Origin of the sequence: Clostridium tetanomorphum, assembly GCF_017873215.1 — a bacterium.
Taxonomy (GTDB): Bacteria; Bacillota; Clostridia; order Clostridiales; family Clostridiaceae; genus Clostridium_AO; species Clostridium_AO tetanomorphum.
The window spans coordinates 1-13,544 of the sequence record NZ_JAGGKA010000008.1; the positions used below are offsets into that span (position 1 = coordinate 1).

16 protein-coding genes are annotated in these 13,544 nt (G+C 28.3%); all 16 read left to right on the forward strand.

Features of this window, described 5'->3' with window-relative positions:
* Positions 1-327: 327 nt before the first annotated feature.
* The 16 genes from helD (at position 328) to J2Z24_RS09200 (ending at position 13,225) form a co-directional block, all read left to right on the forward strand.
* Positions 328-2,574 carry an RNA polymerase recycling motor HelD gene (helD, locus tag J2Z24_RS09125; protein WP_035153115.1) on the forward strand — a complete coding sequence of 749 codons (2,247 nt, stop codon included), beginning with the start codon at positions 328-330 and terminating at the stop codon, positions 2,572-2,574.
* Between the two features lie 82 nt (positions 2,575-2,656).
* A complete protein-coding gene (locus J2Z24_RS09130; RefSeq protein WP_111947741.1) occupies positions 2,657-3,127 on the forward strand; it encodes a hypothetical protein in 471 nt (156 codons plus the stop codon).
* Between the two features lie 771 nt (positions 3,128-3,898).
* Entirely contained in the window at positions 3,899-4,276 is a 378-nt protein-coding gene (locus J2Z24_RS09135; RefSeq protein ID WP_035152871.1) for a VOC family protein, read from the forward strand.
* A gap of 45 nt (positions 4,277-4,321) precedes the next feature.
* Complete coding sequence (locus tag J2Z24_RS09140) at positions 4,322-4,669, forward strand: VOC family protein (RefSeq protein WP_035152869.1); 348 nt, start codon at positions 4,322-4,324, stop codon at positions 4,667-4,669.
* A 225-nt stretch (positions 4,670-4,894) separates the two neighbouring features.
* Positions 4,895-5,281, forward strand: coding sequence for a hypothetical protein (locus tag J2Z24_RS09145; RefSeq protein WP_035152867.1), 387 nt, complete (start codon positions 4,895-4,897; stop codon positions 5,279-5,281).
* 333 nt (positions 5,282-5,614) lie between these two features.
* Positions 5,615-5,932 (forward strand): hypothetical protein, encoded by a 318-nt coding sequence (locus J2Z24_RS09150; RefSeq protein ID WP_035152864.1) that lies wholly within the window; start codon positions 5,615-5,617, stop codon positions 5,930-5,932.
* 215 nt (positions 5,933-6,147) lie between these two features.
* Entirely contained in the window at positions 6,148-6,885 is a 738-nt protein-coding gene (locus J2Z24_RS09155; protein ID WP_035152861.1) for a hypothetical protein, read from the forward strand.
* Between the two features lie 25 nt (positions 6,886-6,910).
* Positions 6,911-7,054 (forward strand): hypothetical protein, encoded by a 144-nt coding sequence (locus tag J2Z24_RS09160; protein ID WP_185665896.1) that lies wholly within the window; start codon positions 6,911-6,913, stop codon positions 7,052-7,054.
* Between the two features lie 81 nt (positions 7,055-7,135).
* Entirely contained in the window at positions 7,136-8,155 is a 1,020-nt protein-coding gene (locus tag J2Z24_RS09165) for an Ig-like domain-containing protein (RefSeq protein WP_035152858.1), read from the forward strand.
* A gap of 105 nt (positions 8,156-8,260) precedes the next feature.
* Positions 8,261-8,944, forward strand: a complete 684-nt coding sequence (locus tag J2Z24_RS09170; RefSeq protein WP_035152855.1) for a response regulator transcription factor — start codon at positions 8,261-8,263, stop codon at positions 8,942-8,944.
* Positions 8,945-8,949: 5 nt separating this feature from the next.
* Positions 8,950-10,383, forward strand: a complete 1,434-nt coding sequence (locus J2Z24_RS09175) for a sensor histidine kinase (RefSeq protein WP_035152852.1) — start codon at positions 8,950-8,952, stop codon at positions 10,381-10,383.
* A 56-nt stretch (positions 10,384-10,439) separates the two neighbouring features.
* Positions 10,440-10,694, forward strand: coding sequence for a DUF4179 domain-containing protein (locus tag J2Z24_RS09180; protein WP_035152849.1), 255 nt, complete (start codon positions 10,440-10,442; stop codon positions 10,692-10,694).
* Between the two features lie 210 nt (positions 10,695-10,904).
* The gene (locus J2Z24_RS09185) at positions 10,905-11,267 is read left to right on the forward strand and encodes a WXG100 family type VII secretion target (RefSeq protein WP_035153117.1); all 363 of its coding nucleotides are present in this window, start codon (positions 10,905-10,907) and stop codon (positions 11,265-11,267) included.
* A 51-nt stretch (positions 11,268-11,318) separates the two neighbouring features.
* A complete protein-coding gene (locus J2Z24_RS09190) occupies positions 11,319-12,488 on the forward strand; it encodes a type II toxin-antitoxin system RelE family toxin (protein WP_111947742.1) in 1,170 nt (389 codons plus the stop codon).
* A gap of 13 nt (positions 12,489-12,501) precedes the next feature.
* A complete protein-coding gene (locus tag J2Z24_RS09195) occupies positions 12,502-12,831 on the forward strand; it encodes a hypothetical protein (RefSeq protein ID WP_111947743.1) in 330 nt (109 codons plus the stop codon).
* Complete coding sequence (locus J2Z24_RS09200) at positions 12,815-13,225, forward strand: hypothetical protein (protein ID WP_111947744.1); 411 nt, start codon at positions 12,815-12,817, stop codon at positions 13,223-13,225. Before J2Z24_RS09195 ends, J2Z24_RS09200 begins: the two co-directional genes overlap by 17 nt.
* The last annotated feature ends 319 nt before the right edge of the window (positions 13,226-13,544 follow it).

Sequence of the window (13,544 nt, forward strand, 5' to 3'; positions counted from 1 at the left end):
ACTCTTTAAATTAAAAAAAGCCTTAATGTTAAAGGCTTATTAAAATGCGTCATTTTTTAAGTGCTGAACTCATTTGGATTTAAAGCATCTTTAAACTTGCTATGAAATACCCAAAAAACGCTGTCGCGTTAGCAAATTTTTTATGCTAATGCGACATCCCCTTTAATATTGACATAACAAAATAAAAATGATACTATAAATCAAGTGTTACCTTTTTATATAATTTATTTCATATCTTCTCAATTATATTATACATCTTTAGAAAAGCAATGTCAATAGGTTTTAGAAATAATCTTACCAAATTATTTATTATTAAGGGGGTTCATTATGGAAAATAAGGATTTTGAATGGAAAATTGAAAATCAATGGCTGCTAGAGGTACTTAAAGAGGTTAAAAAGCAGTTTGATGAAAAACATGATTTTAAGGAAAAGTTTAAAAAGGATGCTATAAAGACACAAAAGCAGCTGTGGCAGGACATAGGTTCTGTTTCCATAAACAATGGACTGGAGCAGATTGTGGACTTTATGGAATTTATCAATACCATGAAAATACAAAAGAGAAGTCATGAGTTTACTAGAAAGCTTGAGGAAAAATATGGAATAATGCTTTTGTCCCCCTATTTTGCAAGAATGGATTTTGTTGAAAAAGGGGAGGAAAAGGCTGAAAAATATTATATAGGAATCTCCAATGTTATTGATGATAATTTTGATTTCCTCGTATATGACTGGAGAGCACCAATTTCCAGCATGTTTTATGATTATGAAATTGGAGAAGCAAATTATAAGTGCCCTGAAGGAACCATAAATGGGGAACTTACATTGAAAAGACAGTACAAAATTAATAAAGGTAAAATGGAGTATATGTTTGACAGCAATCTTAAGATAGATGATGAAGTACTACAGGATATCTTGAGTAAGAGTACCGATAGCAAGATGAAGGCCATAGTAACAACTATTCAAAGAGAGCAGAATAAAGCAATTCGTAATGAGGAGTACAAAAATTTGATTGTTCAAGGTCCTGCTGGAAGCGGAAAAACTTCTGTTGCTCTTCATAGAATTGCTTATCTTTTATATAAGCATAGAGATAAGATAACACCTGAGAATATAATAATATTTTCTCCAAACGATATTTTCAATGATTATATTTCTAATGTATTACCTCAGCTTGGAGAAGACAATATGTACCAGACTACGGTTAAGGAATATATGCATAAGGCATTAGGAAGTGAGCTTAAGAAGGAAAGTTACTGCGACATGATGGAATATATCCTTGATTCAAGGAAGGAATGCTCATATCAAAAGAGAATCAGCAATATAAAATTTAAATCTTCAATGGAGTTTATAGATATATTAAAACAATATGCAGCTTATGTTGAAAAATTGAATAGAAATTTTGTAGATATAATTTTTAGGGATAATTTAATAATCTCCTCAAAGGAGTTAGAAGAATTGTTTTTTAAAGATTACGCACAGCTTCCAGTAAAAAGAAGACTTCAAAAGATAAGAGAAAGAATTTTATTCCTTTTAGAGCCTTATGAAAAACATCATATAGAAGAAATTGCTGATGAGCTTAGGGATTCAGGCTATTATATAGATGAAGAAGAGATTAAGGAACTTAGTATAGCTATGGTAAAGGATGAACTGAAAGATATTTATTATGAAATCAATAGAATGACAAAGTTTGATTTATTGAATATTTATAAAAAGTTATTTGAGAATTTGGAGCTTTTCTTTAGTAGTTCAAATACCGAATATGGTGGAAAGAAAATTGGCGAAATAAAAAGCTATACCTTAGAAAAGCTGAAGGCTGGAAAGCTTAATTATGAGGATCAACCACCTCTTTTATATCTAAAAGGCGCACTAGGAGATCTTCCCAAAACCTCAGAAATCAAATACGTTATTATTGATGAGGCTCAGGACTATACACCGCTGCAGTATGAAATTTTTTATCAGCTTTTCAATCACGCCAATATAACTATACTAGGTGATCTTAATCAATCTATCAATCCGTTTATGAACGTAGGAGATTATAATAATATCTCTCATATATTCCCCAAAGATAATACCTGCATAATGAATTTAACTAAAAGCTACAGATCCACAATGGAAATCACTAAGTTTTCAAGAAGGTTGCTTAATAAGAACATTACTGATGAATGTGTAGAAAGAAGTGGAGATGAGCCTTTACTCCTTGGCTTTTCAGATGAAGAAGCTATAAAATCAAGAATTATTGACGATATAAAAATATATAAGGACAAAGGCCACCAATCTATTGGAATCATAACAAGGACTGCAAAGGAAGCACAGGAGGTATACAGTTTCTTGCAAGATAGGGTTCCAGTTAAAGCAATAATAAAGGATGATGATGAATATGTGAGTGATACCTTGGTGATTCCAGCTTACCTTGCTAAAGGATTGGAATTTGATGTGGTGCTTATCTATAATGCAGGAGATGAAAATTATATTTGTGAGGAAGAAAGGCTTCTGCTTTATACCGCCTGTACCAGAGCACTTCATGTTTTATGCATATACTACTCAGGTAAGGAAACACCATTGGTTAAAGGAAATTATTAAATAGTAATTTATAAGTGAGATTATGTAAGAATAATTTATTTATAATATATGATTAGAACTTAGATTTTTAGAGGTGATAAAAATGATGTTAGAACCGGATGGAGTAGGTACGGTAGTTGTTTTGATAAAGTTCAATAATTTATTACAATACTATGTTACAGATAAAGAAATATGGATTTTGAATGAGGAAATTTTAAAAAACGCTTTCATAGAAAAAGGGTATGAAATACCTGAATATGAAGATGATATCAGATATGGTTTTTCAATATTATCAGAAAAAAACATTGTTAGTTTTCTAGCCAGAGTTGTGAATTTTAAAGTAAGTAAGGAAGAATTAAAAGAATATTATATAATATATAAAGAATTATATGGTGATATAGATGTGCATTATGCTGCAACACCAATTTTTTATATTGATTTTGATAAAAGAGAATTCTATTCCTTTTTTACGGAACCAGGGTCATATGAAAAGTATATACCATATGGATGGAATGGGTATGATAAAGCAGGAAAATATGACAAATACGTTCCATCAGAAATGAAATACTGGTAATTTATATGATAATAGGTTGTAAACATCAAATTTCATTTTGACATTCATAGAATTAATATTTCAGGTATGGGCATCTTTTCTTTTATTTCTACTTGTGGTCAAGATATATATTTGTATCTTATAGTAAATGTGATAATTTACCATAATTTTTTTAATACATGCTATAATTAATTGGTAATAGTAAATTAATGTGAATTAAAATTGAGAGTAATTATATGAAAATACTTATCAAAAACATACAGTGTATATCTCTTGGTGCTTGCATAATCTATTTTATTTCGAGAATTATTTATGAAATATCACATATCAAAATCATTAATCAAATCACAGTAATAATAAGTATTTTTGTAGGAATAACAATGTTTATTATTTCTTTAATATCATTTTTTTATGAGAAAAAGAAGAAAGAGGCAATAGAACCGTTTATTATATCTATTATATTGATTTTTGCAGATATTATTTAAAGTAAATTATTCATTTATGTCTAGTTTATTTCACAATCTGAGAAAAATGTGACGTAACTGTTAAAGAGAAGATACGAGTGATGGTCTTTGAAAATTGAATAATGTAGTGTTTTAAAACGGAATTATAATCCATAGGTGTAATAATACGGTGTTAGCAATATGGAAGATGTGCTATAATTTCTATAGGTTAATAAACAATTGTAAGAAATCACGAAGTAAGATTTTATATTTGCTGAATATAATGGTAAACATGAAATAAGGTTGACCTACCTATTGTGATAGGATAAATAGAACTTGGAGGTAATATATGATTATTCCACATTTGCACTTTAGTGGTGAATGTTATCAAGCCATGGAAATGTACATTAAAGCATTTGATGCAACGATAAAAGAGATAATTTTCATTGATAAAGAAAAACCAGAAAAAGGTGTGCTTCATGCAGAGATGTTAATACATGGACAAAGAGTTATGTTAAATGATAACCGTAGTGAGGACTGTGATATAGCATTTCCATACGTTCAATTAGTAGTGATATTTGAGAATGAAGTAGAATTAAAAAAAGCATTTGAAATTTTAAAAGATGAGCAAAAGGTTATATGCCCTATGAAAGCAACTGATTTCACATCATGTACTGTTGGATTTTGGGATAAATATGGAATTAGATGGGGATTTATGGTTCAATAAATTAAGTTAATACATTTAATAAAAGTATTGGGAAGGAAGAAAAAAATGAATTTAGGAGAAGTTTGCTTAGAAACAAATGACGTAATAAAAATGGCAGATTTTTATAGAAATATCTTAAATATTTCCTCAGACTGTAGAAATGAAGTACATCAGACAATTATTGAAGAAGGCATAACCCTAAGTATTTACAATAATGGAGAAATAAAAAATAATCAAAACCAGAATATTAGTATTGCTTTTACTGTTGATGATGTAGATGAAGAATATAAAAGATTATTGAAATTAGGAGTACATATTATTGATACTCCAAAACTACAACCATGGGGAGCAAAGAATATGCATTTTTGTGACCCAGATGGTAATCATATATACTTTAGGAGTTTTCCTAGATAATAGCATAGTTAAGAATAGAAATATTGTAGTTCTCAATTTTCATATTATATGACATAAATGCTGAAGAAGGAAATATGAACGATGGTCTTTGAAAATGGAATAATGCAGTGTTAAAAATATCTATACTTTCTATATAATTGTGGAAATATATAGGAAACATGGTATGATTTTGATATAAATTAAGTCACAGTCGTAGAATATTACGAATTATAGGAGCGAGAATTCATGAATAAAAATAGACCTTTTATAATAACATTTATTGGAGATGTATCTTTTTTAGGTGCATTATTATCAATACTAATAGCATTATTACCAAGTTTTGCAGAGCGATTGGAAGTTTCTGTTATACCCGTACCTTTTTTTTCAGAGGGTATAACGCAGGTATTACTGCCAATAATTCTCCTAATAGCATCTTATGGATTTTTGAAACTTAAAAGATGGGGTTATTGGTTAATGACAACTTATACTATATTTTTCCTATTAGTAAATATTATTTGGTATCTACAAAATAAACATTCATTTCATTCTCCAAATTTCATTTTGAAATTCATAGAATTAATATTTATTTTGCCAACAAAAAAATATTTTTATGAAGAGAAAATTTCTTCATAATTTTAAGAAAATGTGTAGTAGAGGTTATTTATATATTTATGTAGGAAAAGTCTGTTCACGCTTATACAAGAATAACAGATTTTAAAGAAAGAGAGACAATAATTGTTTAGGCTATGGCTTTTAACGAAATATGTTAAGAAGAACAGATGCTAATATTTCAGGTATGGGCATCTGTTCTTTTATTTTTACTTTTACTTGTGGTCAAGTTATATATTTGTATCTTATAGTAAATATCATGATTTACCATAATTTTTATAATACATGCTATAATTAATTGGTAATAGTAAAAAACTACAAATTAGCTATTATTTATGTTTTTAGAGGTGATAAATAATGCACAAATCTAACACATTAAATTTGGATAAAGTCTTTTTTAAATTATTGGTAGAAGAAACTTTTGTTATTAATGGTAGAGGTGTTGTTGCTTGTGGAAGAGTAAGTTCAGGTGAGATTTCTCCTGATAGTGATGTTGCTATTACTGATGAGTCAGGTTACATAATAGGATATACAAAAGTTTCTACAATAGATTATGGCTTTATAAGTAAATCCCCCATTCCAAAATCAGCAAAAAAAGATTGGAATGTCGGTCTTTTATTAAAAGAAATTAGTTTAGAAGAAATTAATAGAGGCAACTATATTGTGATTGAATAGTATAAGTAAACGAGGCTGAATTGCTTCACAAATTTCTTAAACTCTGACGGAACAGTAAGAAAATGTATAGTAGAGGTTATTTATATTTCATGGAGGAATGAGCGATTGAATCAAATAAAATGAGCATAATCCGATGTTAATATTTGTGCTATTTATTAGTGATGATAGGATTTTAAAGGGTTTTTAAGAAAACTCTAAAGATATAGGAGAATAATATGAATAATAAGATTTATGATAAAAAAACTGATAAAAATTTATTCAAACTTTTAATAATATATGGAGTATTAATAGCAATATTTATTATATATGATTTTTTACAAATTAACTTACCTATGTATCTTAAATATGTAGTCTTGTCTATATCATGTATAATTATGGTAATAAAAAGTGTAAAATTAGTTAAATCTAAGAAGCATAGTGGTTCAAAAGTAATATATCCTATAGTTTCAACTTTGTTATTAGTAGCAACATTAGGACTTAATTATACAGGCTTTATAAAAACTTTTGGGGAGTATACTGTAAAATCTACTGATTTAAGTAAAGTTTATATAGATGGTTTAAAAATAGGTGATAGCTTAGAAAAGTTTAATAATAAAAAATATACATTTACAGATAGGTATAGTAATGACAATTATAACTTTATATATGAAGAAATTATGATATCTGAGAAGGATAATAAAATTAATAAAATTTTTGGACATGCTGATCAGGTTGATATAAGTATTAATGGATATAAAGCTATAAAAAATTTAGATAATGTAATATCTAGGTTAGGAAATAATTATGTTAAAGTCACTTATGATAGTGAACAATTATTAAAACAATATATTTATGTAGATAGGAAAAATAATATTAAAGTAAGTTTTATCTATAGAGAATATTTTGAGGGTAAGGCTAATAATCAGCTTGAATATGTAATTGTAAGTTATTGTGGCTTGGATATCACGTTATAGTTATGTATATTAGAGGTAAATTTAATTGGAGCAAAGGATGATAACAGGAATTGGAAAGGGGCTAATGAATTCCATTGAAGAATTGGAGGGACTTAAGATTAATATAAGAATGTATCAGTCAGAAGATTGTAAGGAAATCATAGTTTTTAAAAAAATTTTTATTTGTTAACAAAATGGCAATAAGTTCATCAACTTTGGCAAAATCATAGTGTTAATATTTAGGTATACTAAATATAAGGAGTGGTAAGACGTGAGAAAAAAAGTAATACTTTTGTCATTAACATTAACAGTTATGTTAAGTATTTCAGCATGTGGAAACAAAGAGAAAAGGACTATATTGACAGATGATGTAAAGCAAGAAGTAACCATGCAAGAGAATGAAACAAAGAAATTGATTGAAAATGGAATTGATTTTTTAAATAAAGGGAAATATGATGATGCTAAAAGCAGTTTTGAAAAAGCAATTTCTATGGACAAATCTAATAAGGGAGCATATATAGAAATAAAAAATAGATATATGGAAAAACAAAGGATGGATGATGCTTATTATATTATCAAATTGGCTATAAGTAACAGTGTTGATACTGAGAATATGAAAGAATTGTTAAAGGATATAAAATCAAAATTTCAGGTTACTAAGTTATCTGCATCTGTATACCAAAATGATGAATATAAATTACCAAATAAAATTAAAGCAAAAATAAACAATGAGGATAAAGAAGTTAATGTGGTTTGGAATAATAATACCGTAGACACAAGTAAATTAGGAAGTGTAAAGTATGAGGGTAAAATAGAGCAGTATGATAGAAGTGCGGAGTTAAATTTAAAAGTAACAAAGGTTGAAAAAGCAAAAAAAATAGGTGGTATAAGCAAAGTATATGAGGACAATGGTAAAAGATATTTAAGATTTGATGAGGTACAGTTTTTTAAAGATAAAGATGGTAATGATGACACTGCTGAAAAAGAAGCTAGAAAAGATGGGGCAAACCCTGCTAGTTTTGATGAGGGCAACGTAAATGGACGTTTATCCGATGGTTATTATATTAGAAATAAAGATAAGAGTTTAAAAACCTATGAAATATCTCCAAATGCAGACATATCTGTCTGTGGATTTAGTGTTAATTTAGATACTATAAATCAACAAAGGATAAGTTATGAAAAGTTTAAAACTTTAGATATGGGTGATAGACCTAGATATAGAGGGGTTTTATGTTATATATATTTAGAAAATAATGTAGTAGTTAAAATAGAGCAACAATTTATTCCTTAAAAAATATATCTGCAATACTAACTAAGTTGGAAGTGATTTGCACTAATTAGCGATTATCATTAGAATATAAATTAAGGATTAATGTTATGATAAGGAGAATTTTTAATGGAATTTAAGGTTTTAGTAGTTGAAGATGAAGTATCTATAAATGATATTTTGGTTTCTGCTCTAAGAGCGGATGGCTATATAGTTAAGGGTGTATTCTTAGCAAAGGATGCAAAAGATATAATAGATACTTTTAACCCAGATTTAGTATTGTTAGATATAAATTTACCAGATGAAAGCGGTTTTGAATTATGTAGGCATATAAACAGTAAATTTACTATTCCAATAATCATGTTAACTGCAAGGAATGATATTGTAGATAAGGTTCTAGGACTAGAGCTAGGGGCTGATGATTATATTACTAAACCATTTAATATAAAAGAGGTATTAACCAGGGTAAAGGTTGCAATTAGAAGAGTTAATAAATATAAAGAAAAGCCAGAGGAATCATTTATAGAGATAAATAAATTTGTTAAAGTGAATTTAGAGGCTAGGATGGTATTTAAGGATAATGAAGAAGCTAAGCTTAAGCCTCAGGAATATGAATTGCTTGAGTTTTTTATTACAAACAGAAATAAGGTTTTTTCAAGAGAACAGATTTTAGATGAAGTCTGGGGCATGGATTATGATGGAGATTTTAGAACGGTGGATGTCCATGTCAGAAGATTAAGGAGCAAGTTGGACAAGGAGAATGCAGCATCTATTATAGATACTGTTTTTGGAATAGGATACGTAATGAGGTAACTTTTATGAAAATAAGGGATAAATTCATAATTGGATTGACGTTTATATTGATAGTTTCATTGATAATTATGAATGTAGCAATAACAAATGTTTTAAATTCAAATATGGAAAATGGTATAAATAATTCTTTAAAACAGGTAATGAACAGTACTCATGAGTATATAAGATACAAGCTTTTAGCTAATGGTTCTAAAGATAAGAAAGAATCATTAGTGGAAGAAGGAAATTATATAATAAAATATATATCTTTAAATTATCAATGCAAATGTGATATAACGGATGTAAATTATAAATTAATAGAGGGAAATATTGAAGAAGAATTTAGAAGTACAATAAAAAATAGTAATAAAATGGCCATGCAAGGTAAAGCAGTAGTGGATTTAAAATATAAAGATAATAAAATAGCTGCTATGCTAACTTATCCAATATATATTGATAATAAGTATATAGGAATTATAAGTATAGTAAAGGGCTATGACTCAGAATATAGTACCTATAAAAGGACTATTAATATTATAAATATTATAGAGGTTGGAATATTTATAGCTATATTTATGTTTCTATTTTTAAGAACAACCAAAATTACCAATCCAATTAGTAAATTGACTGATGCTATAAAAAAGTTAGGAAATGGTGAGTATAGCATTTCAATTGATGAACATGGAAAAGATGAAGTGGGAGTATTAGCAAGAGAATTTATAAGCATGAGGGATAAAATAAAGGAGCAAATAGAAACTATTGAGTCGGAGAAGGAGAAAGTTTATAAGCTAGAAAAAGGGAGAAGAGAATTCTTTAATAGTGTAACTCATGAATTAAAAACACCATTAACGGCTATATCAGGATACGCTGAATTATTGCTTAGTGGAATGGTTAATGATAAAGAATTTGATAAAAGGGCTATCGAAAGAATATATTCAGAAAGTGATAGACTTCATAAGTTGGTATTACAACTTATAGAGGTTTCAAAGGGTATGTATATTGTAAAAGAAGAATTTAAAGAAGTAGATATGAAAAAACTTATTACTCAGATTTGTAATGATATGAGCATAAAAGCTAATAAGTATTCTTTAAAAATACTAAAAAATATAAGCAAAGGAACAATTCAGGCGCAAGAGGATAAAATTAGACAAGTTATGATTAACGTAATTGACAATGCAATAAAATACTCCTGTGGAGGAAATGAAATACAGGTTAATTCTTACGTATCAGATGATAAATATTATATTGAAATAATAAACAATAGTGATCCAATTCCAGATGAAATATTTAATAATATATTTGAACCTTTTATAAAATCCAATAATAGCATGACCAAGGATAGCAGGGGGCTAGGGTTATATTTATGTAGTGAAATAATCAAAGAACATGAAGGGCAAATAACCATGGAAAATGGATCTATAATAAAGGTGAAAATTTCTTTAAATTTAAGTAAGGATTAATATGTTAAAAAGTAAAAAGCTTCAGGTGAAACATTAGTTCATCTGAGGCTTTTGTTTTGACATATTTCTCGGGAAATCTTTCTTTTGCCAAATATATAAACAACCCATCTATAGCAATAGAAAATTTATTTAGTAAATTTAATGACAAACAAATAAATGCAGCTGTTAAAAATAGCTTTGTTCAAGGTTCTTTTAAAGATAAAAATATATCACATAATTCAGTTTCTGATAAAGGTGTTACAGTAATTATTCATCAACTTTCTATGGATGAAAATCCACTTATCATAGGATATACTTCAAAAGTTGATTGATAGTAGTTATAAATGGGATAACTTTAATCAAGAATATGGAGTTATTTTTAACCCTCTACGAGGTAAAGAATAGGAGAAATAATAATACCTCTAGGATAAGTGGATAATTAATTCACAGAATATTAATATTAATGTAAAAAATACATATATATTGTAAATTGTATTAATATTGACATGCAATAAAGCAAATGAGTATATAGGAGAATATGGATGGATTTTCAGTTAGACATTGGTGAATTAACTAATACAATAAATGAATATGAAAATTTCATAAAGATACTATCAGAGCAAAAAGAAAATATTAATAAAGTAGTTAAAGAACTTACTAATTTAGGATGGTCAGGTGAAGCAAAAGATAAATTTCTAGAAAATCACCAGAGAAAAGAAGCAGAATATACAAAGCTAGAAGAAGATATAAAATATATGAAAAGTGCTTTAGAAAATAATGAAAAACCAAAAGCAGTTCAATTAAAAAAGCGTAGCGAGGATTTTGAAAACTGTATAAAGAGGAGTGGAGGAGCAGCCCTTACAAGTGACGATATGGGAGTTATTTCACTTCAATATGGAGGGTAATTTCCAATAAATAATAATGTTAATGAATGTACAAACGATTATTATAGAAGGATGAATTCTAAATTTGAAGAAATACTAAGTTTGGTAAATAGTCTAACTTTTACATCATTTCCCATTACAGGGGATGTTTTAAATGCAGAAAACTCACTTAGAGATCAAACAATGACTTTGACAGAGTTTAATAATTCATTTAATGTATATTGTAGTGGCGTAAGAGCTATGGAAGACAATATATGTTCAGTATTTGGAAAAATATCTGGAGTAACTGAAGGAATATCTAAGTTTAGAGATGTTTCTATTATTTCAGAAAATGGACAAGTAGATAAAAATGAAGTAAGACAATTAATGTTGAAAAATCCTAATAATTTGACTAATGAGGAAAAAGAGCTATTATCATATGTAGAAAAAGTATTAGGTAAAGATGAGTATATTGAATTAAAAAAGTTAGCAATGAAGAAAAATGATGATTCGAGTTTTTGGGAACCAGTATGGGACTTTGAAGAAGGTGTAGATAATTTCTTAGCACAACATTTCAATAATCCTTTTGGGAAGTTTATGAGTAGGATTTCTGTACTATCAGGAAATATTGTGACTGGCGGTAATGGTTCAAAAGAAGTATTTGATACTGGAAGTCCAGCAGCTAATAAGATTGCTGATATAATAGGTGTATGTGGTGGAGTTTTATTTAACCCAGAAGATGGGCTTGAAGGTTCAATAGGTATGGTAAATGAAATTAAAGGCTTTCAAGGTTTTTTAGCAAGAAAAATTGAAAATATAGGATGCAAAGCAAAATATAGTTTTGAAGATATGGGACAGTACATAAGGTCAGTATTATATGAACAACATCAATTTGCATTACCTAATGGAGGAAAAATAAATACTTCAGAAGATTTGTTTAAGTTTGCTAAAGGTGAAGGTAATATAGCTAAGGGTGTGGGTAAAGCTGTAAATAAAACCAATAAGAACTTTTGGAAATCCTATGATAAACTTTCCAAGGATCTTCAAAAACAAGCAGACGAGGCTTTTAAATTGTTTAAAAAAAATCCAAATCATCCAGGATTAAATTTTGAACAATTATTGGGAGGAAAATATTACTCTGTTAGAATAAATGGTAAGTATAGAGCTTATGGCAGAAAACTGGCTGATGGAGGGATTGAGTGGATAGAAATAAATGGTCATGACTATAATAAAGCTATAAGAATGCTTGAAAATACGAAATAGAGAGGGTTTAAATATGAAGCATATTGTAATGGAAGCAAATTGTTTTTATGATAGTGATAAAAAGGAGAATGAATCTGTTCCTAAGTGTTGTAAATTTGGACCGAACAATATAAGTATTAATTGTTTAAAATTTAATGAAGGTGAGAATAGATATTGTCCGTTCTTAGTATTAGGCAGTGCTAGAACAACACTTGTATTAACAGAACAAAACGGTAATGCTGTTAATTCAGATAGTTTCTGGGGAGATTTAAAATTATCCGAAGAGGATTGGTTAAGAAAGGAGAAAGAATGGATAGAAAAACAAAATGACTATATTAATGACTTAAATGAAACTAAGGGCTAAAAAAGATGGATATACTTATATTTACAATTTAATAGAATGTCCTCCACCTACATTTAATGGAATAGAACTTCCTAATGATGATATAGTAACAAAAGATGGTGGAGTGATTAGCAATAAATTATATGGTTATAAACTTGTTTATACTAATGAACTAGTGGTATTAACAGGGACTGTTTCCGTTTCGCCTATAAAGTGGAAAGGCAAAGCTAAAATTATTAAAGGTAGAGGTAGTGCGACTAAGGGGGCGGGTAACACTAAAACTAATATCAGTTCTGAAATGCAAAATAAAATTTTAGAAGGTAAACGCAAATCACCTACAAAAAATGGAGTTATAGGTGGATATTCTTCAAAAAAAAGACCCAGTGGTAGCAACTGCATCAGAATTTATTTTTAACATTATATTGACATTATTAGAATAGTATGATATCATAACTTAAAATTACTAACAGGGGGATTATTATGAATACTAAAATGAATATATCTATTTCAAAAATGAATAATCTGCTCTTATTAGCTAACTTAAGATAGCGATTGCATTTGTAGATAATTACATACTACTATAGATGCAATCGCCAAAACAGGCGGTTTGCATCTATGGTGGCTAATATTTGTGTTGAAATAAATGAAGTCCCATAGATAAGCTATGGGACTTTTGTAATATCCTAGGTAAAAAAGTCTCATAGAAACTATGGGGCTTTTTTATTTATATAAAT

What these genes read in the sequence shown, in the direction of transcription:
- J2Z24_RS09195 (WP_111947743.1), top strand. Translation starts at nt 12,502, where the DNA reads ATGAAGCATATTGTAATGGAAGCAAATTGTTTTTATGATAGTGATAAA.
- J2Z24_RS09190 (WP_111947742.1), top strand. Translation starts at nt 11,319, where the DNA reads ATGAATTCTAAATTTGAAGAAATACTAAGTTTGGTAAATAGTCTAACT.
- J2Z24_RS09170 (WP_035152855.1), top strand. Translation starts at nt 8,261, where the DNA reads ATGGAATTTAAGGTTTTAGTAGTTGAAGATGAAGTATCTATAAATGAT.
- J2Z24_RS09145 (WP_035152867.1), top strand. Translation starts at nt 4,895, where the DNA reads ATGAATAAAAATAGACCTTTTATAATAACATTTATTGGAGATGTATCT.
- J2Z24_RS09150 (WP_035152864.1), top strand. Translation starts at nt 5,615, where the DNA reads ATGCACAAATCTAACACATTAAATTTGGATAAAGTCTTTTTTAAATTA.
- J2Z24_RS09185 (WP_035153117.1), top strand. Translation starts at nt 10,905, where the DNA reads ATGGATTTTCAGTTAGACATTGGTGAATTAACTAATACAATAAATGAA.
- J2Z24_RS09135 (WP_035152871.1), top strand. Translation starts at nt 3,899, where the DNA reads ATGATTATTCCACATTTGCACTTTAGTGGTGAATGTTATCAAGCCATG.
- helD (WP_035153115.1), top strand. Translation starts at nt 328, where the DNA reads ATGGAAAATAAGGATTTTGAATGGAAAATTGAAAATCAATGGCTGCTA.
- J2Z24_RS09155 (WP_035152861.1), top strand. Translation starts at nt 6,148, where the DNA reads ATGAATAATAAGATTTATGATAAAAAAACTGATAAAAATTTATTCAAA.
- J2Z24_RS09140 (WP_035152869.1), top strand. Translation starts at nt 4,322, where the DNA reads ATGAATTTAGGAGAAGTTTGCTTAGAAACAAATGACGTAATAAAAATG.
- J2Z24_RS09175 (WP_035152852.1), top strand. Translation starts at nt 8,950, where the DNA reads ATGAAAATAAGGGATAAATTCATAATTGGATTGACGTTTATATTGATA.
- J2Z24_RS09200 (WP_111947744.1), top strand. Translation starts at nt 12,815, where the DNA reads ATGAAACTAAGGGCTAAAAAAGATGGATATACTTATATTTACAATTTA.
- J2Z24_RS09130 (WP_111947741.1), top strand. Translation starts at nt 2,657, where the DNA reads ATGATGTTAGAACCGGATGGAGTAGGTACGGTAGTTGTTTTGATAAAG.